This window comes from Cardiobacterium hominis (assembly GCF_900637305.1).
Lineage (GTDB): Bacteria > Pseudomonadota > Gammaproteobacteria > Cardiobacteriales > Cardiobacteriaceae > Cardiobacterium > Cardiobacterium hominis.
In genome coordinates this window covers 37612-64367 of record NZ_LR134365.1, presented here as the reverse complement: position 1 = coordinate 64367, position 26756 = coordinate 37612, and the positions used below count along the sequence as shown (strand labels likewise).

At 59.4% G+C, this 26756-nt stretch carries 26 protein-coding genes, 1 tRNA gene and 3 pseudogenes; 10 read left to right on the top strand and 20 right to left on the bottom strand.

Annotation, left to right across the window (positions count from 1 at the left end; all coding sequences use genetic code 11):
• Positions 1-101: 101 nt before the first annotated feature.
• Both msrAB and EL199_RS00225 read right to left on the bottom strand, forming a co-directional pair.
• The gene (gene msrAB / locus EL199_RS00230; RefSeq protein WP_004142838.1) at positions 102-1730 is read right to left on the bottom strand and encodes a bifunctional peptide-methionine (S)-S-oxide reductase MsrA/peptide-methionine (R)-S-oxide reductase MsrB; all 1629 of its coding nucleotides are present in this window, start codon (positions 1728-1730) and stop codon (positions 102-104) included.
• 131 nt (positions 1731-1861) lie between these two features.
• Positions 1862-2302: a four-helix bundle copper-binding protein gene (locus EL199_RS00225; protein ID WP_004142841.1), complete on the bottom strand. Its 441-nt coding sequence runs from the start codon at positions 2300-2302 to the stop codon at positions 1862-1864.
• A 148-nt stretch (positions 2303-2450) separates the two neighbouring features.
• Here EL199_RS00225 and EL199_RS00220 point away from each other — a divergent pair, with 148 nt between their 5' ends.
• Positions 2451-2933, top strand: coding sequence for a peroxiredoxin family protein (locus EL199_RS00220; RefSeq protein WP_040356028.1), 483 nt, complete (start codon positions 2451-2453; stop codon positions 2931-2933).
• Positions 2934-3269: 336 nt separating this feature from the next.
• On the opposite strand, the gene EL199_RS00215 is transcribed toward EL199_RS00220, so the two are convergent.
• From EL199_RS00215 to EL199_RS00185, 7 genes are all read right to left on the bottom strand, one after another.
• Positions 3270-4112: a 23S rRNA (adenine(2030)-N(6))-methyltransferase RlmJ gene (locus EL199_RS00215; RefSeq protein WP_004142847.1), complete on the bottom strand. Its 843-nt coding sequence runs from the start codon at positions 4110-4112 to the stop codon at positions 3270-3272.
• Positions 4113-4125: 13 nt separating this feature from the next.
• On the bottom strand, positions 4126-5205 hold the full coding sequence (gene recF / locus EL199_RS00210; protein WP_004142850.1) for a DNA replication/repair protein RecF: 1080 nt from the start codon (positions 5203-5205) through the stop codon (positions 4126-4128).
• Positions 5202-6698 carry a YifB family Mg chelatase-like AAA ATPase gene (locus EL199_RS00205; protein ID WP_004142852.1) on the bottom strand — a complete coding sequence of 499 codons (1497 nt, stop codon included), beginning with the start codon at positions 6696-6698 and terminating at the stop codon, positions 5202-5204. Before EL199_RS00205 ends, recF begins: the two co-directional genes overlap by 4 nt.
• 75 nt (positions 6699-6773) lie before the next feature.
• A complete protein-coding gene (gene rtcR, locus EL199_RS00200; RefSeq protein WP_004142854.1) occupies positions 6774-8375 on the bottom strand; it encodes an RNA repair transcriptional activator RtcR in 1602 nt (533 codons plus the stop codon).
• A gap of 289 nt (positions 8376-8664) precedes the next feature.
• Entirely contained in the window at positions 8665-9330 is a 666-nt protein-coding gene (locus EL199_RS00195) for a DNA alkylation repair protein (protein ID WP_004142858.1), read from the bottom strand.
• Complete coding sequence (locus EL199_RS00190; protein ID WP_004142860.1) at positions 9327-10097, bottom strand: tRNA(His) guanylyltransferase Thg1 family protein; 771 nt, start codon at positions 10095-10097, stop codon at positions 9327-9329. Before EL199_RS00190 ends, EL199_RS00195 begins: the two co-directional genes overlap by 4 nt.
• Positions 10087-10533 carry an ATP-binding protein gene (locus tag EL199_RS00185; protein ID WP_004142862.1) on the bottom strand — a complete coding sequence of 149 codons (447 nt, stop codon included), beginning with the start codon at positions 10531-10533 and terminating at the stop codon, positions 10087-10089. The genes EL199_RS00190 and EL199_RS00185 overlap by 11 nt, the downstream gene beginning before the upstream one ends.
• Before the next feature lie 422 nt (positions 10534-10955).
• Here EL199_RS00185 and EL199_RS12755 point away from each other — a divergent pair.
• The 4 genes from EL199_RS12755 (at position 10956) to EL199_RS00170 (ending at position 15090) form a co-directional block, all read left to right on the top strand.
• A tRNA-OTHER gene (locus tag EL199_RS12755) sits at positions 10956-11077 on the top strand.
• Positions 11078-11339: 262 nt separating this feature from the next.
• Positions 11340-12896, top strand: coding sequence for a TROVE domain-containing protein (locus EL199_RS00180; RefSeq protein ID WP_004142866.1), 1557 nt, complete (start codon positions 11340-11342; stop codon positions 12894-12896).
• Positions 12897-12942: 46 nt separating this feature from the next.
• A complete protein-coding gene (locus tag EL199_RS00175) occupies positions 12943-14427 on the top strand; it encodes an RNA ligase (protein ID WP_004142867.1) in 1485 nt (494 codons plus the stop codon).
• Between the two features lie 3 nt (positions 14428-14430).
• Complete coding sequence (locus EL199_RS00170) at positions 14431-15090, top strand: metallophosphoesterase (RefSeq protein WP_004142868.1); 660 nt, start codon at positions 14431-14433, stop codon at positions 15088-15090.
• Positions 15091-15370: 280 nt separating this feature from the next.
• On the opposite strand, the gene tadA is transcribed toward EL199_RS00170, so the two are convergent.
• The 6 genes from tadA to EL199_RS00140 form a co-directional block, all read right to left on the bottom strand.
• A complete protein-coding gene (tadA, locus tag EL199_RS00165) occupies positions 15371-15826 on the bottom strand; it encodes a tRNA adenosine(34) deaminase TadA (RefSeq protein WP_004142869.1) in 456 nt (151 codons plus the stop codon).
• The gene (hflD, locus tag EL199_RS00160; protein ID WP_004142870.1) at positions 15823-16446 is read right to left on the bottom strand and encodes a high frequency lysogenization protein HflD; all 624 of its coding nucleotides are present in this window, start codon (positions 16444-16446) and stop codon (positions 15823-15825) included. The genes tadA and hflD overlap by 4 nt, the downstream gene beginning before the upstream one ends.
• A gap of 49 nt (positions 16447-16495) precedes the next feature.
• The gene (locus tag EL199_RS00155; protein WP_004142877.1) at positions 16496-17428 is read right to left on the bottom strand and encodes a phosphatidate cytidylyltransferase; all 933 of its coding nucleotides are present in this window, start codon (positions 17426-17428) and stop codon (positions 16496-16498) included.
• A complete protein-coding gene (locus tag EL199_RS00150; protein ID WP_004142879.1) occupies positions 17425-18096 on the bottom strand; it encodes a lysophospholipid acyltransferase family protein in 672 nt (223 codons plus the stop codon). The genes EL199_RS00155 and EL199_RS00150 overlap by 4 nt, the downstream gene beginning before the upstream one ends.
• Before the next feature lie 78 nt (positions 18097-18174).
• Positions 18175-18510: a DUF4298 domain-containing protein gene (locus tag EL199_RS00145; RefSeq protein WP_004142881.1), complete on the bottom strand. Its 336-nt coding sequence runs from the start codon at positions 18508-18510 to the stop codon at positions 18175-18177.
• A gap of 3 nt (positions 18511-18513) precedes the next feature.
• On the bottom strand, positions 18514-18993 hold the full coding sequence (locus tag EL199_RS00140; RefSeq protein ID WP_197719338.1) for an SDR family NAD(P)-dependent oxidoreductase: 480 nt from the start codon (positions 18991-18993) through the stop codon (positions 18514-18516).
• On the opposite strand from EL199_RS00140, the pseudogene EL199_RS00135 reads away from it, so the two are divergent.
• Positions 18986-19200 (top strand): annotated as a pseudogene (locus EL199_RS00135) (DUF711 family protein); the annotation flags it as partial. The gene EL199_RS00140 and the pseudogene EL199_RS00135 sit on opposite strands and share 8 nt — an antisense overlap.
• Before the next feature lie 307 nt (positions 19201-19507).
• Here the strand turns inward: EL199_RS00135 and EL199_RS00130 are convergent.
• On the bottom strand, positions 19508-20830 hold the full coding sequence (locus tag EL199_RS00130) for an MFS transporter (protein WP_004142886.1): 1323 nt from the start codon (positions 20828-20830) through the stop codon (positions 19508-19510).
• Positions 20831-20896: 66 nt separating this feature from the next.
• On the opposite strand from EL199_RS00130, the pseudogene EL199_RS00125 reads away from it, so the two are divergent.
• A pseudogene (locus EL199_RS00125) lies at positions 20897-21313 on the top strand (sigma 54-dependent transcriptional regulator); the annotation flags it as partial.
• Between the two features lie 100 nt (positions 21314-21413).
• Positions 21414-22463: an NAD(P)-dependent alcohol dehydrogenase gene (locus tag EL199_RS00120; RefSeq protein WP_040355980.1), complete on the top strand. Its 1050-nt coding sequence runs from the start codon at positions 21414-21416 to the stop codon at positions 22461-22463.
• 210 nt (positions 22464-22673) lie between these two features.
• Here EL199_RS00120 and EL199_RS00115 read toward each other — a convergent pair whose 3' ends face one another.
• The 4 genes and pseudogenes from EL199_RS00115 to EL199_RS00100 form a co-directional block, all read right to left on the bottom strand.
• The gene (locus EL199_RS00115; protein WP_004142891.1) at positions 22674-23189 is read right to left on the bottom strand and encodes a protein disulfide oxidoreductase; all 516 of its coding nucleotides are present in this window, start codon (positions 23187-23189) and stop codon (positions 22674-22676) included.
• Complete coding sequence (locus EL199_RS00110; protein WP_004142893.1) at positions 23186-23683, bottom strand: cytochrome b; 498 nt, start codon at positions 23681-23683, stop codon at positions 23186-23188. Before EL199_RS00110 ends, EL199_RS00115 begins: the two co-directional genes overlap by 4 nt.
• The gene (locus EL199_RS00105; protein ID WP_004142900.1) at positions 23680-24747 is read right to left on the bottom strand and encodes an FRG domain-containing protein; all 1068 of its coding nucleotides are present in this window, start codon (positions 24745-24747) and stop codon (positions 23680-23682) included. Before EL199_RS00105 ends, EL199_RS00110 begins: the two co-directional genes overlap by 4 nt.
• Positions 24744-25052, bottom strand: a pseudogene (locus EL199_RS00100) (AAA family ATPase); the annotation flags it as partial. The pseudogene EL199_RS00100 and the gene EL199_RS00105, both read right to left, overlap by 4 nt.
• Before the next feature lie 75 nt (positions 25053-25127).
• Between EL199_RS00100 and EL199_RS12750 the strand changes: the two are divergent.
• A complete protein-coding gene (locus tag EL199_RS12750; protein ID WP_040355981.1) occupies positions 25128-25337 on the top strand; it encodes a hypothetical protein in 210 nt (69 codons plus the stop codon).
• Positions 25337-26626, top strand: coding sequence for a hypothetical protein (locus EL199_RS00090; protein WP_004142906.1), 1290 nt, complete (start codon positions 25337-25339; stop codon positions 26624-26626). The genes EL199_RS12750 and EL199_RS00090 overlap by 1 nt, the downstream gene beginning before the upstream one ends.
• Positions 26627-26756 lie beyond the last annotated feature (130 nt).

Sequence of the window (26756 nt, the reverse complement as noted above, 5' to 3'; positions counted from 1 at the left end):
GAAAACCGCGTAGCGACCGCACTCAAAACAAAATGCAAACAGCCCCTAAAAGAAAAATCCCGCACAAAGCGGGATTTTTCAGGCGCGAAGCGGGCGGATTTTTACAGCTTCTCGCCCTTTTTCACTGCGTCAACCAGGTCGCCGTAACCGGCTTTTTCCATCTCGGCGAGCGGGATGAATTTCAGGCTGGCGCCGTTGATGCAGTAGCGCAGGCCGCCCTTGTCCTTCGGGCCGTCCGGGAAAACGTGGCCGAGGTGGGCGTCCGCGACGCGGCTTCTGATTTCGGTGCGGTGCATGTTGTAGCTGGTGTCGTCGTGTTCGGTGACGACCGCGCGGTTGATCGGCTTGGTGAAGCTCGGCCAGCCGCAGCCGGACTGGAATTTGTCGGCAGAGCTGAAGAGCGGCTCGCCGCTGACCACGTCCACGTACAAACCCGGCGCAAAGAGGTGATCGTATTCGTGGCTGAAGGCGCGTTCGGTCGCGCTGTTTTGCGTGACCTCATAGGCTTGCGCGTCCAGCTTTTGTTTCAGTTCGGCGGCGTCGGGTTTGTGGTATTTCGCCGCGTCAATCACCGGCTCGCCGTTGGCGTCGGTTTGCGCAGGCGCAGGCGCGGTGGCAGCGGGTTTTTCCAGCGGGATGTCGGCTTTGCGGATGTCAATGTGGCAGTAGCCGTTCGGGTTCTTGGCGAGGTAGTCCTGGTGGTATTCCTCGGCTTCGTAGAAGTTGTCCAGCGGCAGGTTTTCCACGACCAGCGGCTTTTGGTGTTTTTTCTGTTCTTCGGCGAAGGCTTTTTCGATGGTGGCGCGCTCTGCCGGGTCGGTGTAATAGACGCCGCTGCGGTATTGCACGCCGCGGTCGTTGCCCTGCTGGTTGAGGCTGGTCGGGTCCACCACGCGGAAGTAGTAGCGCAGGAGGTCATCGAGGCTGATGCGTTCGGGGTCGTAGGTGACTTTCACGGTCTCGGCGTGGCCGGTGCCGCGGTGTGAGACGTCTTCGTAGCTCGGATTTTTCGTTTTGCCGTTGGCGTAGCCGGAGACGGCATCAACGACGCCGGGAATGCGCTCAAAATAGGCTTCCAGCCCCCAGAAGCAGCCGCCCGCGAGGTGGATGGTTTTGGTGTTCATGTTGGTCGCTCCTTTCGGTTTGGGTTTGTAGAATTTTTGCGCCGGTTGGGCGAGTTCGGCCTGTGGGTTGGCGAGCAGGGCGAGCGCTTGCTCGCGGTTGATATGGCCTTTGATGACGCGGGCGACGTTGCCGTTTTTATCAAGCAGCGCCCAGCTCGGATAGACGGCGACGCCGATGTCGCGGGCGATATCGCCGCCATTATTTACCAATACCGGCAGGTTGGGGTAGTCGAGGCCACGGTACCATTCTTTGAAAGTGGCTTCGTCATTTTCGCCGAGGTGATCGGGCGAGGCGATGGTGACGAGATTGACGCCCGCGAAGGCCTTGTCACCGCGCCATGCCTGCGTTTCTTCCAGGGTGGCGAGGCAGAGCGGACACCAGCTTGCCCAGAATTTGATGAGCGTCGGTTTGCTTTGGTCAAGATAGTCGGCGGCGGGCTGGTCGCGCGGGTCTTTCAGGGCAAGCAGGCGTTGTTGCAACTGGTGCGGCAGCGGGGCTTCGGCGCGGCTAGCGTGCGCGTCGGCAAGGACAGGCAACGGCGCGACCGCTCCGGCAAAGAGCACGCAGGCGATGAGGCTGCAAAGGGTTTGGCGAGGGTTTTTCATGTGTGGCTCCGTGTTGTCATGGGAGAGCAGATTATAGGGAATGGCAGTTGCGCGTGCGTCTGGATAAGCGGTGCGGGTGTCTCAGGAAAAGAAAACCCGCCAAACGGCGGGTTTCTTTTAGCGCGGCTCGCTCAAGCAGCGATCTTGCCGCATTGCTCGGCGCATTCCTTGCACGCTTCAAAACAGGCCTTGCACTCGGCGTGGTGCTCGGCGTGTGCCTTGCAGGCATCGGCGCATTGTTTGCAGGCTTCAGCACATTGTTTGGCAACGGCAGCCAGCAGGGATGCGTTTTGTGCAGCCAGGCTGTTGGTCGCATCGCACAGCGCCAGCATTTGATTGACCGCTTTGGCGCAGTCGGCCATGCTCTTGTCGCCTTCTGACAGCAGACGGATGCAGTGCGCGAGGCAGGCGCGGCCAGCACTGAGGCAGGCGGCGGTAGCCTTGATGAGCGCGTCGTTCGGGTTGGCAGCTGCCGCACCGTGCGCGTGATGATGATGCTCTTCGGCGCTGGCGGTCGCGGCGAAAGCGAGGGAAGCGGCAGCAGCGCCGCTGAGGAATGATCTACGATCCATAAATTTTTTCCTGTGTATGTTTAATGATTTAGCCCCAGAAAAGGGGCGCGCAGTATATAGCAGGTCCGCCTGTTTTGTGTCATTTTTTACGACACGCGACGATGCGGAAATTGTGCTAAGGTTCGCCGCCATTACCTCGGAGGTTGTCATGAAAAAATCGTTTGCTATCGCCCTCACGCTGCTGCTCGCCGCCTGTAATCACGAGGAGACTGCCAAGGCGGAAGTGGGCGCGCCCGCGCCGCCGATTGTCGCCATCGGCGTGCATGATGAGGTGGTCAGCCTGCCGGAGCATCCATCGCGGCCGCTGGTTTTGACGTTCTGGTCGGCGACTTGCGGCATGTGCATTCAGGAGTTGCAGGAGATGCAGCGTTTGCAGGCGGCACACCCGCAGGCGGTGGATATTCTGGCGGTGAATATTGACGGCGCGGACAGCCAGACGCTGCGCGCGGTCGCGGCGCGGCGCGAGCTGAAGGTGCCGGTCGCCGCCGACCAGCTGGGGGTAACGGCCGAGCGCTACCGCGTCAGCGGCACGCCGACCAATTTTTTGATTGGCCGCGATGGCAAGATTGTCGCCGCCAGGGAAGGGCTGCTGGAGCGCGCGGAATTGCAGCGCTGGTTTTCCGGGCAGTGAGCGCTGGTTTGGTGTTCGCAGCGGGGGAGGGTTGGGGAGGGTGTGAGCGGTGTTATTTATGAACAGATGTCTGCATTTTTCACTTCCGCAGCCCTCACCCCAACCCCTCTCTCTTGCTGCGCAAGCAATACTTGTCGCTACGCGAGCAATGTTTGTCCCAGAGGGAGAGGGGCTTATCTGCTGAAATGCAAACACGCCCTAACCCTTCCCCACAGGGGGAGGGGATATATCGGTGGTTTGCTTGCTTTGGTCACTATACGGGACGCTAAGAGAGTGGCTTTTCCGCGATTTTGCACAGCCTATGAGAAAGGGAAATGCCGCCGGTGGGCGGCTTTTTTATGGGATGCGGGCGTCGAGGGTGATGCGGCTGTCGGCGCTTTCGGCGCAGAGGTCGCGTAAGGCGGGCAGGGTGGTTTTGAGTTCGGCGGGCAGGGTGTAGGGCGGGTTGATGAGGTACATGCCGCTGCCGTACATGCCGTGTGCGCCGTTTTCTGCGCGCACGTGCAGTTCGGCGCGCAGGTAGTTATCGCCGAAGTGTTGGTTGAGTTGGGCAGGGAAGTGGCGGCTTTCGTCGCGCGGCAGGCAGGGGTACCAGATGAGGTAGGTGCCGCTGGGGAAGCGTTTGTATGCGGCGGCGAGGGTGTCGAGGGTGGTTTGGTAGTCGCTTTTTTGTTCGTAGGGTGGGTCGATGAGGATGACGGCGCGGCGGCTCGCGGGCGGTAGCAGGGCAATCAGCCCGGCAAAGCCGTCCGCGCGGTGGGTGTGCAGGCGGCGGCCAAGGCGGAGCGGGCGCAGGTTTTCTGTGAGCGCCGCGTGGTCTGCGGGGTGCAGTTCGTGCAGGTGGAGTTTGCCGGGGGCGGGCAGGAGGCGGGCGGCAATCCAGGCGGAGCCGGGGTAGGTGTCGGGTGCGGGTTGGTGCGCGTGCATGTGGTCGCGCCATGCGGCGAGCGCGGCGGGCAGGTGGGCGGCGGCGTTCAGGCGGGCGATGCCGCTTTGGTATTCGCGGTTTTTTTGGGCGTAGGCGGCGGTGAGGTCGTAGTAGCCCGCGCCCGCGTGGGTGTCGATGTAGTCGTAGGGTTTGGGTTTTTGGTTGTAGTAGGCGAGGGTGCGCGTGAGGAGGTAGTGTTTGAGCAGGTCGGCATGGTTGCCGGCGTGGTAGGCGTGACGGTAGCTGAGCATGGGGTGTCGGGGGTCAGGGGTGTTCGCGGATGTGTCCTGCTTCGATGTGCAGGCGTTGGTGGTCGGCAAGCGCGGGCGGCAGTTCGAGGTCGCCGTCGATGTGGGTGATGTAGAGTTGGGAGTCGCTGTCGGCGAGGAATTGCAGCAGTTTTTCTTGGCGGGCGCGGTCGAGTTCGGCGGCGATGTCGTCGATGAGGATGATGGGCGCGGTGCCGCTGTCGGCGGTGATGAGCCGGGTTTGTGCGAGGATGAGCGCGCAGATGAGGGTTTTTTGTTGGCCGCGCGAGTAGTGGTGCGCGATGTCGCGTCCGTCTGCGTGGTAGCGCAGGTCGGCGCGGTGGATGCCGTCGCGGGTGTGTTTGAGGAGCGCGTCGCGTTCGTTGTTGGCGTCGAGCAGTGCGGCGAGTGGCTGTCCGGCTGGCCAGCCGCGCTGGTAGTGGATGTGGATGCGCTCATAGCCGCCCAGTTCGGCGTGGTAGGTGTTGAGGGTGTCTTCGAGTTTTTCGAGGTAGGCGCGGCGCAGGGTGTCGATTTGTGTGCCGGTTTCGCCGAGGATGTGGTTCCAGGGCGCGAGGTCGGCGGCGCGCCAGTTTTGGCGCAGCGCGGCGTTGCGGTTTTTCAGCGCGTAGTTGTAGCGCTGCCAGGCGGGGAGGAAGGCGGGGTCGTGGTAGTAGAGGCCGTAGTCGAGGTAGCGGCGGCGGTGTTCGGGGCCTTGGTCGATGTGGGCGAAGTTGTCGCTGTTCAGGATTTGTACCGGGGTGAGCGCGGCGAGGGCGGCGAGGTTTTTCAGGTTTTGGCCGTCCAGTCGCAGGCGGTGTTCGCGCGCGCTTTTTTCGATGCCGAGCAGGTGTTCTTCGCCGTTTTTTTCGATGCGGGCGATGAGGCGCAGGTAGGGCTGGTCGTGGGCGATGAGGTGGCGCGTCTGGTTTTCGCGGAAGGATTTTCCCCGCCCCAACAGGTAGATGGCTTCGAGGAGTGCGGTTTTGCCGCTGCCGTTTTTGCCGCTAATCAGGGTGCAGCGCGGGTGTAGTTCGAGGGTGGTGGTGGCGAGGTTGCGGTGGTTGTCCAGCCGCAGTTGGCGGAGGCGGCTCATGCGCTGTCGCTGCGGTATTGCAGGGCTTCGGCGAGATGCGCGCAGCTGACGGTGCTGCTGTCCGCGAGGTCGGCGATGGTGCGCGCGACTTTGAGGATGCGCTGGTAGCTGCGCATGGAGAGGTGCATGCGTTCGGCGGCGCGGTCAAGTAGTGGCAGGACGTCTGCTTCGGCGTGCAGGTGTTGGTTGAGCGCGCGTCCGCTTAATTCGGCGTTGGCGCCTCCCTGGCGGCGCAGCTGGATGGCGCGCGCCGCTTCGCTTTGTGCGCGCAGGTGGGCGCTGGTTTCGCCGGGGCTGTGCTGCGCGCGCAGTTGTGCGGGTGTCAGGCGGGCGACGGTGAGGTGGATGTCGATGCGGTCGAGCAGCGGTCCGGAGATTTTTTGGCGGTAACGTGCGATTTGGTCGGGGGTGTCGCTGCAGGCGCGTTCGGGGTCGCCGTGGTAGCCGCAGGGGCAGGGGTTCATGGCGGCGATGAGTTGGAAGCGCGCGGGGAAGTCGCTTTTCATCGCGGCGCGGCTGATGGTGATGTGGCCGTTTTCCAGCGGTTCGCGCAGCATTTCGAGGACGCGGCGGTCGAATTCGGGCAGTTCGTCGAGGAAGAGGACGCCGTGGTGGGCAAGGCTGATTTCGCCCGGTTTGGGGATGGAGCCGCCGCCAACCAGCGCGGTGGCGGAGCTGCTGTGGTGTGGCGCGCGGTAGGGGCGCTGCCGCCAGTCGGCGGGGTTGAAGCCGCCTCCGGCAAGCGAGCGGATGGCGGCGCTTTCGATGGCCTCTGCATCGTTCATCGCGGGCAGGATACCGGGGAAGCGCTGCGCCAGCATGGATTTACCGGTGCCGGGCGGGCCGCTCATCAGCACGTGATGGCCACCGGCGGCGGCGACGAGCAGGGCGCGTTTTGCCTGGTGCTGGCCGATGACGTCGGCGTAGTCGGGGTATTGGCGTGGTGGGCGCAGGGCGGCGGCGGGCGGCGCGGGCCAGTCGCGCTGGCCGTGCAGGATGGCGGCGATTTCGGCGAGGCTGCCCGCGCTGTGGGTGTTGTCCGCGGCGACCAGCGCGGCTTCGTGGTGGTTTTCCGGTGCGGTGATGATGTCGCGGCGGGCGTCTGTAGCGGCGAGCGCGCAGGGCAGGATGCCGCTCACCGGGCGCAGTTGGCCGCTCAAGGCGAGTTCGCCGTGGTATTCGTGCGCGGCGGTGGCGTCTGGCGGGATTTGTCCGGAAGCGGCGAGGATGCCGAGCGCGATGGCGAGGTCGTAGCGCGCGCCGTCTTTTGGCAGTTCTGCCGGGGCGAGGTTGATGGTGATGTGTTTTGCCGGAAATTCGAAGCCGCTGTTCAAGATGGCGGCGCGAACGCGGTCTTTGCTTTCTTTGACGGCTTTTTCCGGCAGGCCGACGAGGGTCATCGCCGGCAGGCCGCTGGCAAGGTGGACTTCGACCCGCACCAGCGGCGCGTGCATGCTCAGGGGGGCGCGGGTGTAGGTGGTGGCGAGGTTCATGCGGGGGGTGGTTGGCTTGGGAGGCGTTATTGTACGGGAGTTGCGGGGCTGAAGGCAGGGTTATACAGGCGGCGTTTATGCGTCGTCCTGCACATCCGCCCAGGTGAGGCCGTATTTTTGCAAGTATTTGCGCAGGCGGTCGCTGTCGTTGGGTTTGGCGAGCTGTTCGCGCGAGGCGTTATAGAGCGTGCGCCCCGCGGCGGCGAGGCTTTTGTGCTGACGGCAGATGTTAATCACCGCTTCCAGTTGCAGGCGCTCGAACAGGTCAAGTTCGTCGGCGTTGATGGCGGCGGGCAGGGCGGTCGTGGTGGGGCGCTCGTCCTGCCACAGGTATTGCAGGCGGGCGATTTCGGCGTCCACCAGTTCGCGGGTAATGCGTCCCTGCGGCGCCAACGTGGCAAGGCGCATGATGCTCGCCGCCAAGTCGCGGAAGTTGCCGCGCCAGCTTGCCTGCGGCGAGAGGGCATAAGCGAGGTAGGCGGCTTGCGCTTCTTTGTTGAAGCGGGTGGTGCGGCCAAGTTCCTGCGAGGCGAGGGCAAGTTGGTGGCTGATGTTCGGCTCGATGTCTTCGCGCCGCTCAGCGAGTGCCGGCAGCGGGTAGTTCCAGATGTTGATGCGCGCGTAGAGGTCTTCGCGGAAACGCCCTTCGCGCACGTCCGCGCGCAGGTCGCGGTTGGTACCGGCAATCAGCTGGAAGTGGCTTTCGCTTTCCTGGTCGCTGCCGACGGGGTAGAAGCGTTTTTCTTCCAGCGCTTTCAACAGCATCGCCTGTTCGTCCAGCCCCAGTTCGCCGATTTCGTCAAGGAAAAGCACGCCGCCATCGGCGCTTTTCAGGTAGCCATCGCGCTTTTCCACCGCGCCGGTAAACGCGCCTTTTTTGTGGCCAAAGAGGGCAGACGCCGCACCGTCGCCGCGCAGGGTGGCACAGTTCACATCGACAAAGATGCCGCGCACCTGGTGCCGCGCTTTTTTTAGCTCGTAAATCCGCCGCGCCAACATGGATTTGCCCGCGCCGGTCGGGCCGGTGAGCAGGATAGGGGAGGGCGAGTTGAGCGCGACTTGCTCGATTTCGGCAATCATGCGGTTAAACGCCACGTTGCGCGTGGCGATGCCGCTTTTCAGGTAGCGCACGGCGTCGTCGCGCACCGCAGCGAGGCGGGCGGCGAGTGGGTCGTAGCGGGCAAGGTCAAGGTCGATGACTTCGTAAGTGCCGACGTCGCCGCGCGCCATTTGCCGTTTTTGGTTTTTCGGCGGCGCGGTTTGCAGCAGGACGCCGGGGATTTGCCGCGATTCGACGAGGAGAAAGAGGCAGATTTGCGCGACGTGCGTGCCGGTGGTGATGTGTACCCAGTATTCTTCTTTTTCGGTGTCAAAGGGATAGCTTGCCGCCCAGTCGTGCAGGCGGGTATAGACTTCGCTGAAATCCCAGGGGTTGGCGAGTTCCATCTGCACGAGATTGACGGCGGTATGCGGCGCGCGGTCGCGGATGTCGGTGCGTACTTGGTCGGCGAGCGGCCGGTATTTGTCGGCGTAAAACAGTTCGATGCGGTCGAGGGTGAGGTCGCTGCGCTGGTTCATGGCGACGTTCGGCCGCCATTTGTGCCAGCGGCCTTCACCGTTGCCGGAGTCGAGTTGGGTGCCGAGGAAGCTGATAACGACGCGGGTTTTTTTAGTCATGTGGTGTGGGTGGATATGGATGGATTTTGTTCTTACACTATCGGGACATTTTTAATTCGGAAATCATTGATGAATCGGCCTGCTTTGTGTTCAGTCAATCTACCAAATGAAATTACGATAACGACGATGGAAGCGGCACGGCGTGGTGAGGTGTAGCATTTTGCAATACCGGAGGATTTGCTGAAAGCCCTTGATGCTGAGGATGAAGGTAAATGGTTGGATTAGAGAGAGCCCCAACAATTTTGCGGTTTTTATTGGATTACGATGCAAGCATATAACCGCCCTATTTTTAGAGATATTTACTCGCTTCCCTGATACTCAGCGCTGCCATTTTTTCGCGGCGGCTTTCAATATATTCCCGCACCCATTCGGTATTCGTTTTGCTGTAATCGCGCAATGCCCAGCCGATAGCCTTGTTGATAAAAAATTCGCTTTGCCCGAGGTTGTTATCGAGGATTTGGGCGAGCAGAGTAGTATTGGTTTTTTCTTTGCGCAGTAATTGGTGGTCAATGGCAATGCGGCGCAGCCAGATATTCTCATCTGTACTCCATTGCAGAATGGTTGGGTGAATTTCGGGATGACGCAGGGCAATGTCGCCGACGATGCGGTCGAGAACGTCGATAGTGTCCCACCACGATTTTGTCGTGATGAGGCAGTGCAGGCACGGGAGGTCGTCCGCGGTGAGTTGTTTTTGTGCGGCGCGCAGAAGTTCCAGTGCGGCGTATTGGTATTCGCGCGCATCCGCCTGCCAGCAGGCATCTATCGTTTGCCAATCAATGGGTTCACGCACGGCGGCTTTCAGGTGCGGCTTGAGCGCTGCTTTGAGCTGCGGTTTGGGGATGCCGAGAAACGGAAAGCGGTTTTTCATGTACGCCTGCATTTGCACAGCGCGCACCGGGTCGGCAAGTGGCGTGAGCAGGCGGGTGAGACCAGGGTAGTCGGGTATCGTGTTCATAACTGCGCGGCAACCGCTGTCATTCCTTGCAGGAAGCGGCGGTAGTCTTCTTTGTAGGGTAGTTCCAAATCGGTGATGAGGCGGCGGCGCGTGGTCTGTGTCGCCTCTCCGGTCTGCGGGTTGTGGCCGCTTTGCGCGACGTCGCGCCAGTAAAGGCCGATGCCGCGTTTTTGCCAGGCGGGCAGGTCGTTGTAGTTGATGCCACGCGCGTGCAGCAGGTCGTGTTTTTCTGCGAGTTTGAGACCGCTGATGCGGGCAGCAGCGTCGCGTTCGCTCGCGCCTTCTTGGCGCAGTTTCCAGTAGCAGTGCGCGTTTAAGGCGTTGCGGTGCGCGTCTTCCTGCCGCCAGTGGAAGTAGTCCCACACTTGCGCCGCGCCGGGCAGCACGCAAACGCGGGCATCGAAGGTGGCCATTTGTCCGTGCAGGTGGGTAAAGGAGGCGCTCGCTTCGCCTGCAAGCACCGAGGCGAGTTTGCGCGTTTTGCGGGCGAAGGTGTCATCCGCAGGATGGAAAAGCAGCGAGATTTCATCGCTTTGGGTGAAGCCGTAGAGAATGTTGAAGCCGCATTGCATGAGGTGCGCCACGGTCTGCGTCATCAGGTCGCGAAAGCGCGGGTCAAAGGGCGCGTCAAACTGCCAGATGTCTTTGGTGAGGCGGGTAAAGCCGCGGCCGTCAAGGCGGACGACGATGTGGTTGCCCATGGGCACGCAGAAGTCGTAGGCGGTCTCATAAGGGCGCATCAGGCGGTCGAGGTCGTCAAATTTCATCTATTTTCTCCGTGAGATAGCCGTGCTGCGGGTCGAGGCGGACGCGATAGATGGCGGCAAAGCCCTCGGCGAGTGTCGGCGGTTCGAGTTGTTTGTAGGTGGCGATAATGCCACGTTCGGGGATGCGTGTTTTGCCGCTGCGCGTGGCATTGCGGGCGAGCGCATCGGCGAGCGGCGTCTCGAAATAATAGGCGATGCTCTGGAAATGCGCGGTGCGGGCGGGCTCCAGGTATTTTGCCCGCGCGGCGGCGGTGGGGTTGGTGTTGTCAATCACGCAGGGCTGCTTTGCCTGCAGGCAGGCGTGAAAGAGCAGCGCTTCGCGGTGGCGCGTGCGCAGCATGTCGAGATTGAGGCGGATGTGCGTGTCGGCAAAATGCGCTTTGTAATAGCTGCTTTTGCCGGATGCCTGCACGCCGCAGAAAAGGAGGAGTTGCATGGCGGTATGGTATCGCTTATTTTCCAGTTTGCAAGATGGTTTTCTAGTTTTATCTCTGTTTTGGTGCGGTGAAAATCGGCGTGCCAAATGGCTGGTCAGGTTTTTTTTCTTTTTTTTTATTGTGTTGTGAAATTCTTTTCGTGGCACTCATGCAGTTGGCGCGCTTCGGGCAATAGGGTTAGTGCAAGTTGCTTGCAGCTTGTAGCGGATTTCCGCAATGCACCAAATGCGCAGGGAATTACAGGGTCGCGGGTTCGAGTCCCGCCCTGCCGGTTCTCCGGCAGGTAACTCAGCCAGGTAGAGTATGTGAGCATTTCCTGCACCCTCGTTGGTGTGATGCGCCGCTTGTGGGCAAATGCCGGAGGAACTACAGCCTCTTAAGCTCGTGGTCGCGGGTTCGAGTCCCGCCTCTGCCACTCGACGGCAGGGTAGCTCAGCGGTAGAGCACGAAAACGTTTCTCCAACCCTGGTTGCCTGCACCCCGGCAAATGCGGAAGGAATTACATGGGGGTCGTAAATGCAGGTTCGAATCCTGCTCCTGCCTTGCAGGATAGTCTAACGGGCAAGACGATGACTGTTTATTTCTTCAAACCCTCGTTGTCGGGTTTTTGAATTTCTGGTGCGGTGGTTTTTACCGCCGCGCCGCAACCGTTTTACGAATGAATGCGGGCAGGATTACATCTCAAAGATTGCACCAATCTTGCCTTTACTTGTCATTCGTTTTGGGCGAATGCCGGCAGGATTACAACCACCCACGTTATCTATCTTGTCATTACTGGTCGCCACTTTATTTAAGGAGAAAAATCATGGCTAATTTCAATATCTTTTCATCTGCAAAAAACAAAACCGATACCCGTAACGAAGCCGGTGGCCGCGCTTATGCGCTTTCTCCCGAACAGCAACTGGCGCAACTCGCCGCGACCGGCTGCTTTAATGATACTTTCTATGCGTCTGCCGAAACCCAACTGGAAAAAATATTAAATATCGCGCAAAAAATAGAACCGCTTTTTATCGCAAAAACGGCAATCTACGCCCGCGAACGCGGCTATATGAAAGACATGCCCGCATTATTGCTGGCAATACTTGCCGAACACGATGTTGCCCTATGCGCGCAAATATTTAACCAGGTTATTGATAACGGTAAAATGCTGCGCAATTTCGCGCAAATGGTACGCAGTGGCGTAACCGGACGCAAATCATTCGGCACGCGCCCGAAAAAACTGATGCAACAATGGCTGCTTTCTGCTAATGAAAAACAATTATTGCAAGCGGCAATTGGCAATAAGCCCTCGCTGGCCGATGTGGTGAAAATGGTACATCCGAAACCGCGCGAAGCGTGGCGCGCCGCCTGGTTTGCCTGGTTAATCGGCAAGCCGTATGAATACAGCGCGTTGCCGCCACTGACCCGCGCTTTTGAAGACTACAAAAGCGGGCGCCGTGGCGAACTGCCGGACGTGCCTTTCCAAATGCTGACCGCGCTGGAGCTGGACAGCGCCGCCTGGGCGCAAATCGCGCGCAACGGCTCATGGCAGCAAGTGCGGCAAAGCCTCAACACCTTCGCCCGCCACGGCCTTTTCAACGACGAAGGCATCGTGCGCCACGTCGCCGCCAAACTCGCCGACAAGAACGCCATTGCCAAGGCGCGCGTCATGCCATACCAACTGCTGACCGCCTACCAAGCGACCGGCGACGCCATGCCGCATGCCATCCGCGAAGCGCTGCAAGACGCGATGGAAATCGCGGTGCAGAACGTGCCGCGTCTCGCGGGTCACATCGTCGTCTGCCCGGACGTTTCCGGCTCGATGAACAGCCCGGTATCCGGCTTCCGCCAAGGGGCGACCACGGCGACGCGCTGCGTGGACGTCGCCGCGCTCCTGAGCGCTGCCGTGCTGCGTCACAACCCGCAGGCGCACGTGCTGCCGTTTGAAATGCAGGTTGCCAAAATCCGGCTCAACCCGCGCGACAGCATCATGACCAACGCGCAGAAAATGGCGGAGCTTTGCGGCGGCGGTACCGCGTGCAGCGCGCCGCTGGCATGGCTGAACCGCGAAAAAGCGCCGGTCGATTTGCTGCTGATGATATCTGACAACGAATCGTGGGCGGATGTGGCACGCGGCGACAAAAGCGCGATGCTCGCCGAATGGGACAAAATCAAGCAACGCAATCCGCAGGCAAAACTGGTCTGCCTCGATATCCAGCCTTATGCGACCGTGCAGGCGCGCAATCGCCACGATATCCTGAATATCGGCGGCTTCTCCGACCAGGTATTTCACCTGCTCGGTGCCTTCGCCGCGCAAAATCACAGCGCGGATTTCTGGGTGGACACCATCAACCAAATCCGGATTGCGGAAAAAGCCGCTTAAAAAGCCCGCCGCTTAATAGCGGCGGCACAAATACCAAGGAATAACCATGCAAAAATTTATTCTCCTGCGCGGCCATCAAGGCTCTGGTAAAAGCACCTTCGCGCAAGAAAAAATCAAAGCCTTCCAAGAACAATACCCCGATGCGGAAATCGTCCACATCGAAAATGATTTGTTGATGACCGATGAAAACGGCAATTACCAATTCACCGTCGAAGGCATCGAGCAGGCGCAACGCAAAGGGCAGACGATGATGTTAAACGCCTGCAAGCGGGCAAAACAAAACCCGCAGCAGCCAATGCTCATCATCAATTCCAACACCAACCAAAAAGGCTCCGCCTGCATTCACCTGATGCAACAGGCGCGCAAACACGGCTTGGCAGTGGAAGTCTATCGCCTGCATAACTTCTACCCCAATCACCACGGCGTGAAAGAAGCGGACGTACTCGCCGCCTATATCAAATTGAATAACAACCGCCTGCGCGAAGAAATCCATGTGGAGGCAATACAACCAATGAATACGGAAACCGCAAAACTGATTGAAGAAATGCAGCAATTCAAACAGCACGAACTGGATTACGATGAGGCGCAGCAAACCTGGGTAACGGAAAAATACCTGCGCTTGGGGCGGCGCGATTTCGTGGCAAAAATCAGCAAGCGCTATCCGGAATTATCCGTGCTGAAATACAAGCGCAGTGTTTTCTACGAAAACCGTTTCGATGAGGCACTACGGGAAATGCGCGGGCTAATCATAGATAAGCACAACCGTATTATCGTCCGCCCCTTCAAAAAGCAATTTAATTACTCCGAGCGCATCGCCAAAGACAGCAAATACCCGCTGCATCTCAGCGACGAGCAGCGCGTCGATGCGGTGGTAAAAATTAACGGCTTCCTCGGCTGCTGCACCTACGTTGAATTGCCGCCGCAGCATCCAAGCCATGCGGCAGCGTTTAACCATCAGGTGATTTATTCCACCACCGGCTCAATCGATAGCGATTTCGCCAAAATGGTGGAAAGGCATTGCCGCCCCTATGAAGCGCTTTTCAAGGCATACCCGAACCATACCTTCCTCTTTGAAATTACTGATGCGAGCGACGTGCATATTATCCAGGAGCAATTGGGCGAAACGCTGATTGGTATTATAGAAGTTGCCAGCGGCCGCCAATTCCGCGAAGACGAGGTGGATAAAATCACCGCCGAATATGGCCTGCAGCGTCCGCCGTTGCTGGAAAATATCCGCTTTGGCGAGCTGAAAGCGCTGCTGAAAACGGTCAAACACGAAGGCTTTATGGTCTTTGATGCGGAAACGAAAGAAACGCTGTGCAAAATGAAATCACCGTATTATCTGGTTTCCAAATTCTTTGGCCGCAGCAATGAAAGCAATCTGGGACGCAAGCTGGACAAAAAGCATCTGGATGAAGAATACTATCCGCTGGTGGATTATATCCGCGAGCAGCGTGATACTTTCAGCACGCTCAATGAGCAAGAAAAAATCGCTTTCATCCAGCATTATCTGGAACACATGATGGAGTAAAACATGTGCCAAATTTATTTCACCTCCGACCTGCATTTTTCGCATCACAATATCGCCAAATTCTGCCCGCAATTCCGCCCGCATACGAATGTGGACGAGATGAACGAGGCGCTGATTGCCTACTGGAATGCGACGGTTCAACCGGAAGATATTGTCTATAACCTCGGCGATATTTCCTTTGCGCGCGACGTACCTGCCATTGCCAAGGTGATGCGCCGCTTAAACGGCCAGCATCATTTGATTTTCGGCAATCATGATAATGTCATCATGCGCAACAGCAAATATTTCCTCACTACGAAAAAGGATGATGGCAATCCCATGCTGTCATCCATGCAGCATTATCTGAAACTGCATCTGGAAATGCTCAGCGAGCCGCTCATTCTCTTTCATTACCCGATTCAGGAATGGGACGGCTGCCATAAAGGCTGGTATCATCTTTATGGCCATTTGCATGACCGCATGGCGAAGATTCCGGGGCGATTGCTCAATGTGGGCTATGATTTGCATGGACGCTTTCTCACCCCGCCGGATATTGAGGGATTTTTAGAGCGCTTGCCGAAGGTTGAGTATTTTGGAGAGGCGGCAATTACCGCTAGCGCGGCTACGGCAGAAGCCGCGAAAGAGGAAATTTGGGCGGAATTGTTGCGGCTGAATTATCGCTAGGGGCTGTTTGCATTTCAGCGAATAAGCCCCTCTCTCGCTACGCGAGCAATGCTTGTCCCTTTGGGAGAGGGGGTGGGGTGAGGGCAGCAATCAATTGAAAAACCGGAATTTCGATTCATCAACAATATCGCCCACCCCCTCCCCAGCCCTCCCCCGGGCCCCATGCAAAATGCGGACGCATTTTGCATGGGTACCCGCCCGCTGTGGGCTTCGCCCTGCGGGGGAGGGGGGATGTCTCAATCGTCAACAAGCTCTAAAGAAAGGCAAAAAAACGCCGGGGTTATTCCCGGCGTTTTTGTTGGAAGAAGCGTTGTAATTGTTCGCGGCATGCCTCTTCCAGTACGCCGCCCTTGATTTCGTGGATGTGGTGATTGAGGCGGCGGTGGCGGGCGAGGTCGAAAGCGCTGCCGCAGGCGCCGATGCGGCTGTCGTAAGCGCCGAAAACAAGGCGGTCAATGCGTGCCTGGATGAGCGCGCCGGTACACATGATGCAGGGTTCGAGCGTCACATAGAGGCTCACGCCGCGCATGCGGTGGTTGCCCAGCGCCTGCCCGCCCGCGCGCAGGGCGAGGATTTCGGCGTGTGCGGTCGGGTCGTGGTCGGAGACGGTGCGGTTGTGCGCGCTGGCAATGATTTCGCCGTTTGCCACGAGAATCGCGCCAATCGGCACTTCGCCGAGGGCTTCGGCGAGCGCTGCCTGTTCGAGGGCGAGGCGGAGGTAGTGTTCGTCGCTCATGGCTGTGCGTAGAAGTCGAGCGTGTGCATGGCTTCGTCAAAGCTGCCGCGGGCGAAGAGCAGCTGCCAGCGGTTGCCGCCGTAAGCGCGCCACAGCGCGGCGGCGCGTACGCCGGTGAGGAGCAGGGCGCGGATGCGGTTCACCATGTCCGGCTGGCGCAGCCATTGCGGTGCGCCGCTGATGAGGATGCGGCCGGCGGCTTTGCTCGCGGTTTCCTGGTAGGTGGCGGCGAAGCTGGCGATGAGGTTGTCGTGGTTTACGGGATAGTGTTCGGCCTGGCGTTCGGCGGCGTGCAGGCGTTCTTTGAGGACGGCCATCAGCGCCGCTTTTTTTGCGAGACGCCGTTCGACGTGCAGGATTTGCGCGCTGTAGCGCAGGTTTTGTTCGTCGTTTTTTTGTTGGAAGGTGCGGCGGTAGGCGTCGCGACCCAGGGCAAGCGGCGTGGGGTCGCCGTAGTAGTCGGCGATGTCGGCGGCGTTGGTGGTGAGTAGGCTGGGCAAGAGGGTCAGTTCGGCCTCGCTGCGGATTTCGCCGCGCTCTGCCAGCGCGCGCACGCTGTCTATGGCGAGAAAGAGGGCGGCAAACGCCCAGGCTTGGGATTGGAGGTCGTTGTGGGTCATGGGGCGGTATGGGTTGGGTGTGCGGTGATGGTGCGGGCGGTTTTGTCTTTCATGGCACCGCCCAGAAATACTGCACGCAGTGGAAGAAGACGGGGGCGGCGAAGCAGAGCGAGTCCATGCGGTCGAGCATGCCGCCGTGGCCTTCGATGAGATGTCCCCAGTCCTTGACGCCACGGTCGCGCTTGATGGCCGACATGACGAGGCCGCCGAAAAAGCCCATCACGTTGACGATAAAGGCGATGGCAACCGCTTCTGCCGCGGTGAACGGGGTAATCGCAGAGAGCGCGCCGCCGAGCAGCGCCGCGCTACAGACGCCGCCGACGGTGCCGATGACGGTTTTCGACGGCGACAGCGTCGGCATGATTTTCTTGCGGCCAAAGAGTTTGCCCCAGATGTATTGCAGCACGTCGCCCGCCTGCACCACCGCGACGAGAAAGAGCGGCAGCAGGATGTTGTGCGGGTAGCCGGGGATGTGCAGGTTCAAAAGCGCCGGGATATGCGAGATGCAGTACACCGCAATCATCACCGCCCATTGCGCCGTCGCCGCGCGCGCGAGGAAGTAGCGGCTGTCGCCGGAGAGCGAGGCAGCAATGGGCATGAAGAGGAAGGCATAGACCGGGATGAAGGTGGTGAACAGCACGCTGCTGCCTTGATAAATCAGCCAGTATTGCAGCGGCAGGATGACGTAGTAGCACAGCACCATCACGCGGTAATCGCTGCGGCGGCTGTAAACCAGCGAGAGAAACTCGCGCAGGGCGAAGAAGGACACCAGCCAGAATAGGAAAACCGTGCCGCCGCGACCGACGGCAAAGGCGGCGGCGAGTACCGCCGACATCAGCCACCAAGCATGGACGCGGGCGCGCAGGTTCAGCAGTGTCGGCGTGGTGCCGCGGCGGGCGATGAGCGCATGCGTGATGCCGCTGGCGGCGAGCAAAATCAGCAGGATGCTGGCAAACAGCCAGGCGATGAGGTGTTCGTTCATAAACCGCGCTCCTCTTGCCGCAGCACGGGTTGCTGCGCCAGTAACGTCGCCTGGGCGAAGGCGAGAAAATCTTCTTTTTCCGTGAAATCGCCGCCCCGGAAGGGCTGGCCGAAGCGCACGCTGCACAGCATCGGCACCGGCAGCAGCTTGCCCTTGGGCAGCACGCGCTGGATGTTGTGAATCCACACCGGCAGCAGTTCGCACTCCGGGCGCGCCATCGCCAAGTGATACAGCCCGCTTTTGAATGGTTGCAGCAAGACGTTGTCGTTGGCGTTGCGCGTGCCTTCCGGAAAAATCAGCAAATCCGCGCCGCCGTCGATGGCTTCCGCCATTTGCAGCACCGCCGCCTGCGGCTCGCCGCTTTGCCGCGCGACCAGCACCATGTTGAATACTTTCAGCGCGATAAAGCGGCGCAGCGGCGATTTCAGCCAGTAATCGGCGGCGGCGACCGGGCGCAACTGGCGGCGCAAAACGCGCGGCAGCGACACCCAAATCAGCATGAAATCGCCGTGGCTGTTGTGGTTGGCGTAATAGATGCGACCGGCGGCGGTGCGTTCACGCAGTTGCGGCAGCGGCTGGGCGTGCGCGCCGGTCAGGAGAATCACCAACGCCGAGAGGAGCTTGTCCAGCCAGACGGCGAGGAGCGGGAGGTGGGTAGGGGTGGTCATGGAGGGTCCGGAAATGTTGGGAGGGGGTATTTTATCGTTGTCGCACGGGCATGCCATACCCACGTGCGGCGCGATGATCTATGCGGATGCGTCGCGCGCCGGGTCCAGCGCAGCCATCGCCAGCCGCATCCAGCCCCAGGCGAGGCGGTTGGCATCGCCGAGCGCGTCGAAAATGGCGTCTTCGCTCAACACGCGGTACTCGCCTTCGGTGCGCTCATCGAGCGCGAGACCGCCCGCGACGGCATCATGCAGCGGCAGGTATTCGTGCGCGTAGAAGTCTTCAAGCTGCGCGATAAGCGCCGCCGCGCGTTGCCACTCGGCCTGCGCCGCTTCCAGCTGCGGCAGCAGCGCCAGCCATTCGCGGTATAGCGCCTGCACTTCGTTCAAGCGCGCCTGTGCCTGTTGTCTGTCCATCGTTTAGTCCTCGTAATGGGTGCTGAGTGAGAGGGCGCGCCACGCCTGCGCCTCGTCCGCGACCGCCTGCAATTTGCGGCCGATGGCGGCGAAACTGTCCATGCCGAGGTAAATCCGCCCCGGCGGGTCGGCGCTTTCGGCAAGGCTCATCAGCGCACGCGCCGCTTTGACCGGGTCGCCGCTCTGGTTCTGGTTCAGCTGGCGGTAGCGCTGCTCATGTTCGCGCACGCTGCGGTAGGCGGCGATCGACGCCTGCGGGAAGCGCGCCGAGCCGCCGAGAAAATCGGTGCGCAGGCCGCCGGGGCAGACCGCCGTCGCACGCACGTTGAAATCGCGTCCTTCCGCGTCCACCGCTTCGGTGAGCAGGATGAGTGCTGCCTTGGTCGCGCTGTAAATCGCCTGCCCCGGTGCGGTCGTGCTGCCGGAAATGGAGGCGATGTTGAGGAAATAGCCGCTGTTTTGCGTGCGGAAGACGGGCATCATCGCCGACGAAGCCGCCATCGGCATGATCAACAGCAAAACCACCGCCGTGCGCATCATCCCCGTACCGGGCAAAGGCGTGGGCGAACGCGTCGAATTCGGCGGCCTGCTCGGCTACGCGCCGATCATGCCGGTCAAGACGGGCTCTTGCGCGGACTTCATCGCGCGCGGTGCCGCATCCCCGCATCGGTACAGTCGATGAAAAACTGATGGAAATCATCCTCTTCGTCGGTGAGTAGGCGGATATAGTCGAATAAATAAAAAAAGCAGCACAAGGTGCGTTACTGCAGGCGGTACGGGCAGTACGGCGGGTTCCCATAAAAATAGCGTAGCGATTTTTTTATGGGGCCCGGTCAGGCGGTGCAACGCCTAGATGTTTAACTATAAAGAAACTGCTGCCCGTGCAGCGGTTTCTTTATGTGCCAAGCGTGATAAACACCGGCTTCCCGGGCGCCCGTCAAGCGGAATAAGCACCGGCTTTGCAGCGATTATCAAAAATGATGCAAGCAGCGGCAACCTACCCCGCGCTGATTTCTTCCAGCGTCCGCCCTTTGGTTTCCTCGCCGAGGACGACAATCACCACGACCACCGCCGCCAGCACAAGGGCAAACATCACAAAAATCCGCGCGAAGCCCGCGCTACTGCCGCTCATCCCTGCCACTACCAGCGGCGCGATAATGCCGCCGATGCGGCCAACTGCACCGGCCCACCCCGCGCCGAAGGCACGGCAACGCACCGGATAGAGTTCCGGCGTGTAGGTATAGAGCACACCCCAGGCACCGAGGTTAAAGAAGGACATCAGACTGCCCCAAAGCATGATGTCGTTCGTGCTCGTGCTGTGCCCGAAGCAGTAGGCGCAGAGCGCGCAGGCGCCGAGAAAACCGGCCAGAGTCGCCTTGCGCCCAATGATTTCCACCAGCACGGCAGCGGCGAAGTAGCCGGGCAGTTGCGCAAGAATCATCACCAGCACATAGCGGAAAGTTTTCACCACAACAAAGCCCTGTTCCGCCAGCAGTTTGGGCAGCCAGGTAAAAATACCGTAGTAAGAAAAAACGATGCCGAACCAGATCAGCCACAGCATCAGCGTGCGTCTGGCAAACGGCGCCTGCCACAGCTCAATAAGACGGTTGCGCGTTCTCGCCGGGGCGGACGGGGCTATTGCGGTCGCGGTAGGTGTTAGCCCCGCCTGGCTTTCGAGGCAGCAGAGCAGGGTGTGCGCTTCATCCAGACGGTTCGCCGCCAGCAAATAAGCCACGGATTCAGGCAGGCGTTTCCACACGGCGAAAGCATAGAACAGCGGCACGGCACCAGCGAAGAAAGCGCTACGCCAGCCGTAGTGCGGGATGAGGTAGTAGGAAACAAGGGCAGCGGCGAGCCAGCCCAATCCCCAGAAACTTTCCAGCAGGACGATGAAACGGCCACGCAGGCGGGGCGGCGCATATTCGCTCACCAGCGACACTGCGACCGGCAATTGCCCGCCGAGGCCGAAGCCGACCCAGAAGCGGCAGATAAGCAAAAACGGCAGATTGGGCGCCAGCGCGCAAAGACCGGTAGCGGCGCCATAGAGCACCATGGTGACCGCGAAAACATTGCGGCGGCCGAAGCGGTCGGCTGCCCAACCACTCAATACCGCACCAAGCGCCATGCCGATGAAGCCGACGCTGACAATCCAGCCGGATTGCTGCGCGTCAAGCTGCCATTCACTTGCCAGGGTAACGAGGACAAAAGACACCATGCCGGTATCCATCGCATCGAACAGCCAACCCAGACCGATGAGACCGAGCAGGCGGAAATGGAAGCGGGATAGTGGCAAGGCGTGCAGCCGGCTGAGAATATCCATGAGGAACTCCTTGGGTTTAGTGTGTTTTTACTGATAATATGCATAAATTATAACGCAGGCTGAATAGCGCGCGCCGCCTACCTCAACTTCGCCCTCTCGCCGGAGGCACCGTGGCGCGGCAATTTCCGCGATCTCGCCGCCAGCATTATGCGCCTCGCCACCCTCGCGCCACAGGGACGGATCACCACTGAACTGGTGCAGGCGGAAATCGCCCGCCTGCGCTGGCTGTGGCAAGACACGAGTGCCCCTGCCGCGAGCCTCATCCCCGCCAAAGCAAATCCCGACGGCCTTGACCTTTTCGACCGCCTGCAACTGGAAAACGTCATCGCCGTCTGCCGTCAGCATAAAACCCTCGCTGCTGCTGGCCGCGCCCTCTACCACATCTCGCGCGAGCAGCGTGCCACCGCCAACGATAGCGACCGCCTGCGCAAGTACCTGCACAAATTCGGATTGACGTGGGCGGATATCACGGCACCGTCATGAAAACGCCGCTATTTGCGCCCCCATCGCGCATCGCTGATAATCGCTTGGGGCATCACTGACCGACAGCCCCGCTCATTCCATCACAAAGGAGACCCACATCATGACCGAAACCGTCAAAGCCTACGCCGCCCAATCCGCCACCAGCCCGCTTACCCCCTTCACCTTCGAATACCGCACGCCGCGCGCCGATGATGTCGTCATCGACATCCTCTATACCGGCGTCTGCCACAGCGACCTGCACACCGCCCGCAACGACTGGGGTGGCACGATATACCCCGTAGTGCCGGGACATGAAATCGTTGGCCGCGTGCGCAGCGTCGGCGCGAAGGTCAGCAAGTTCAAGGCTGGCGACCTCGTCGGCGTTGGCTGCCTCGTCGATAGCTGCCGCCACTGCGAACCCTGCAAACACGATCTCGAGCAATACTGCGAAAACGGCTTCGTTGCGACCTACAGCAGCATTGACAAACACGACGGCCAGCCCACCTACGGCGGCTATGCCAAAACCATCACCGTCAGCGACGCCTTCGTGCTGAAAGTACCGGAAAATCTCGATACCAAAGCCGTGCCGCCTATCCTCTGCGCGGGCATCACTACCTGGTCGCCGCTGCGCCACTGGAACATCGGCAAAGGCAGCAAAGTCGCGGTCATCGGCCTCGGCGGCCTCGGCCATATGGCGATTAAACTCGCTCACGCCCTCGGCGCAGAAGTTACCCTCTTCTCGCGCAGCCCCGGCAAAGCGGCGGATGCCAAACGCCTCGGCGCGCACAACGTGGTGATTTCCACCGATGCCGCGCAGATGCAAAGCGTGGCGAACCAGTTTGAACTCATCATCGACACCGTCCCCTATGCGCACGACGTCAACCCCTACATCCCGACGCTGAAACTCGACGGCACACTGGTGTACGTCGGTCTGCTGGGCGAAGTCACCCCGCCGCTGAATACCGTGCCGATGATCCTTGGCCGCCGCACAGTCGCCGGTTCCCTCATCGGCGGCATCAAAGAAACGCAAGAGCTGCTGGATTTCTGCGGTGAGCACAACATCACCGCCGACGTGGAAATGATCAACATGGCCGACATCAACGCCGCCTACGAGCGAATGCTGAAAAGCGACGTCAAATACCGCTTCGTGATCGACATCGCCACGCTGTAAAGCGTTTTACCCCTACGAGAAAAGCCCGCGCAAGCGGGCTTTTTAGCAAGCAGAAAGCTACCAAGCGGGATAAACACTGGCTTCTCGAAGGCTGCCAAGCGGGATAAACACTGGGCTCCCGAAAGGCCGCCAAGCGAGGTAATTAAAGGATTCCTGCGCAGGGTGGTGAATCCAGTATCTATCCCGCTTGGCGATGCTTTATTCCTGCCGTTATCCGCTGATTTCCGCCCACCACAGACGCAGTTTCAGGCCGGTCGCGCTTGTCCAGCCGCTGGTTGAGAGGCGCAGGCGGCCATTTTTGATGATGGCGATGGTCGGCGTGGCGCGGACGTGCAGGGCGGCGCTGATGCGGCCGTCGGCGTCGTTAACCACCGGGAATTGCCAGCCATGTTCGCGCAGGTAGGCGGCGATGTGGGCGTCGTCGCCGGATTTGAGGGCGATGCTGACCACGCGGTAGCCGTCGCGGGCGAGGCGGTCGATGGCGGGCGAGGTGTGGCGGCAATAGATACACCAGTCGCCCCAGATGTAGAGCAGGGTAGGGCGGTTGTCGTCGAGGTGGAAGGTTTTGCCGTCGCTGCTGGTGAGCGCGGGCAGGTTGGCGATGGCGACGCTGTCCGGTGCGCGGTACCAGTCAAGCGCCAGGATGGCAGCGAGGATGATGAGCAGATTCAGCATAATGCTGCGCAGGGTGCGCCACAGGCGGCGCGGGGGGGGGTTCTCGGTCATGGGGTGTTTTCGGGGTGGGCGCGGCGGCCTGCCATACGTTGCAGGATTTTTTCGCCACGATGCTGGTGGATGGCGGTCATCAGGATGTGTCCGGCGATGAGGAGGAGCAGCAGCCAGGCAGCGCGGCTGTGCCAAAGATCGCCGAAATGGGTCGCCGCGTTTTCGGCGCTGCCGTCACGACCAGTGGCAGCGTCGCGGATGAGGGCGATGGTCGGCACGGTGAGCATGAGGAGGTAAAGTGCGAGATGCCCCAGGCGAGCGGCAAGGCTGGTGGCGCGCGGGCGCTGCTCGGCGGCGACTGCCCACAAGATGCGGGCGAAAACAAGCATGAAAAGCAGGGGGCCGAGGGCTTTGTGCACGGGAATGAGGGTTTCTGTGTGGCCGGAGAAGCGCCAGGCAAGTGCGAGGAGGTACATGCAGGCGATGGCAATGGCCATGCTCCAGTGCAGGGCACGGCTGATGGTGCCGTAGTGGCTGGGGGTGTCGGGGGTCATTTGGTTTTTTTGGGTTTGTAGTGGTTCATGATTTCTGTTGCTTGCGCTTCCAGTTCGGGGAAGAGGGTGCGTTTGCTGATGCCGAAGGATTTGAGTTCTTTCATGATGGCGGCTTTGCTTTCCGCTTTAACGAGGATTTTTTGACTGCTCAAGGCAGAGGGCTGCCATTCTGCAGGGATGGCAGCGGCTTCTGTTTTATTGTCTTTGATGCCGAATAGCAGGAAACAGCCTTGTTGGCGGGAAATACGGGCGTTGTTGAGCTTGGCGCGGACGCAAAGGACGCGATTAAAGTCACTAGGGTTGATAACTGGGCGGAAATGTGGCTTATCTGTACGAATAGTGTGAAGCAACGAAATTATTTCTTTTTCTGCATTAAAAATCGATATGAATTCATCTTCATAATGCACCTCCATACCGTTCATGTAGTGACTAAGTAAGGTGCCTACTTCAGGTTTATTTTCTAGTAACGCCTTATGTAAATCTTCTAGATTTAAGAATTCCTTTATAGAGAGAAGAGTCTTTCTATCCACAATGCCTTTTGCATTTTTTTCAGATTTTTCTTGTAGTTGAGAGTAATTGAATAAATAAGATTGAAGAGAAATTGCGGATAAGATAGAAATTGTATCGCTATCCCCATATTTAATCTGTTCATCCGGTATATCCAAAATTATCAGCTCGCCATCTTTATCATAGTGTTGTTTATTCCAGGCAGAAAAATACAAAGCGACCAATGCATTTGTCGTTAAATCTAGCAAGCGAGTGCTGTATCCGTAATGCTGCAATTTCACCAGTTTTTCAAAGAGGGTATCGCTGGGCAAAAAATCATCGGGGCAGTAGGTTAAGGCGTCTTTGATGATTTTATCTTCGTTTTCTATCAGATAGGTCTCCCGATAGATACTGGGCAGCATTTGCCAGCCTTCATCGCCATGACCACGGAAGAAACGGGTATGTCCTTCTTTGGGTTCGCCAAGTGTTTGCAGGATTTGGGACAGATCGCTGACGCTGTTGATTTCATGCGGGATTTCCTTGTTTTCAGATACTTCATTTTGTTTTTTATCCGTCATGGTTTTTCTCCAGTTTTGTTTGCGGTTGCCGCCGCGTCCAGCGCGCGCAGTTGTTCCAGTTTATCAGCGAGTTTGATTTCAAAGCCACGCCGGTTTGGCTGATAGAAGTGGACGCCCGCTGCCGTCATCGCTTCCGGCAGGTAGGTTTGGCCGGCGGCGTAGGCTTGCGGTTCGTCGTGGGCATAGCGGTAGTGCGTGCCGTAGCCTTCGTTTTTATGCACGGCGGTCGGGGCGTTGCGCAGGTGCAGCGGCACGGGGTGGGCGGGGTTCGCGCGGACGTAGGCAAAGGCGGCTTTCATCGCTTTGTAGCTGGCGTTAACATACCCTCAGAGCAGTTTGCCGCCTACTGGGTCGGCAGACTGCGTGTCCCGGAAACGGGCATGTATCAAATAAAAGGCAAACTCAGCTGGGCAAACGTGCGCGTCATGCTGGACCGCCACATCATCCTCGATGCCAAAAACAGCCTAGCCCCCAAAACCTTCCGCCTCAAAAAAGGCGAATACCTGCTGGAAGTCGAATACGAAAACCACTGGCATACCACCAAATTTCACCTCAATATTGTCCCTGTCCCCATCCTTCGGAGCCCCTGATGAAACCCAAAAACACCCCGCGTATCCACGAGTCTGCCAACCATCAAGGCGGGCAGCGCCTGAAAACCCTCCTCCCCTCCCTCGCCTTGCTCCTGGCACTTGCCGCGATTGCTGCCTATCCGCTATTGCACCCCCAAGAACAAGAAATCACCCCGCCATCCCAATCCATAGATGAATCGTCAGTGCCCCCTGCCTCACAGCGAGCCGCAGCCGCAGAACCTCTCACAGCACCCATCCCGCCGTCCGATGATAAAAACGAACCGCGCAACACCCTGGATCAATACCCCAAAGCCGAAAGCACCTGGGGCGACACCCTGAACCCCAGCGGCACCGTCCCCGCACAAGGCTACGCTGCCTACTACATCAACCAGAAAAATCCGAGGCAAACCATCGCGCAAGAAAACGTGACCAGCATCGCCATGAATTACGCCTGGGACGAATTTCACGGCATCCCCTCCGAACAATTTGGCGCCTACTGGGTTGCCCGCCTGCATGTGCCGCAAAAAGCGCAGTACAGCGTTAGCGGCGACCTGAGCTGGGCCAAAATGCGCGTCCTGCTCAACAAACACATCCTCATCGAAGGCGATCGCGGTACCAGTCTCGAACTGGACGCGGGTGACTACCTGCTCGAAGTCGAATACCTCAACAACTGGCACACCGTCGGCTTCCAGTTCGCCATCACCCCTGCCGTCACCGAACTGTACGAAGACGCCCTGCCAGCCATTATCGCCGCGCAGAAACTCCCTGCCGATACCGTTGCTTACGCCGTTGGCGTGTACGAAAGCGCCAGTCGCGACAACCACATCCTGCTGCAAGCGCCAGCGGGCGACACGCCTTACATCCTGCTACTGGGCAGCTACAACGCGATACAATGGGAAATCAGCGGCCGCACGCCGGCACTCGTCATCTACAACGGCGCCTGGCACGGCAGCAGCGTACGCAGCGATGACGGCAACATCCCGCTACTCGCCTGGAAAGGCAACATTGATTACGACCTCGGCGAACAAAAAGCCAGAGGATGCAGCTGCCACGGCGGTAACTTCTACTGCGAAGGCAACCGCAACACCCTGGGGGAATTTGCCGAACGCGTCCGCACGATGACGGGCTTCCCTCTCGCCGGTTTCAGCGGCAAATACAGCACAGACGCACTCAACATACCTGAAATTGTGATCAACGCCGAAAACCTGGCTGCCAGCGCACAAGTGCAAGCCGACATTGACGCACAACGCCGTGCCTGCACGAAAAAAGGCGAGGCCGGCTTCGAAGACATCATGAAAAAGGACTCATAAAAACACTGGCCGTTAAGCGCAGAAACCCGCATTGATCCCGCTTGACCATAAGTCTCGATAACTGTGGAAACCTTCGTACACGACAAAAAAGCCGCCAAGCGGCGTAAACACTGGGCCTGCGCCAGGCGGC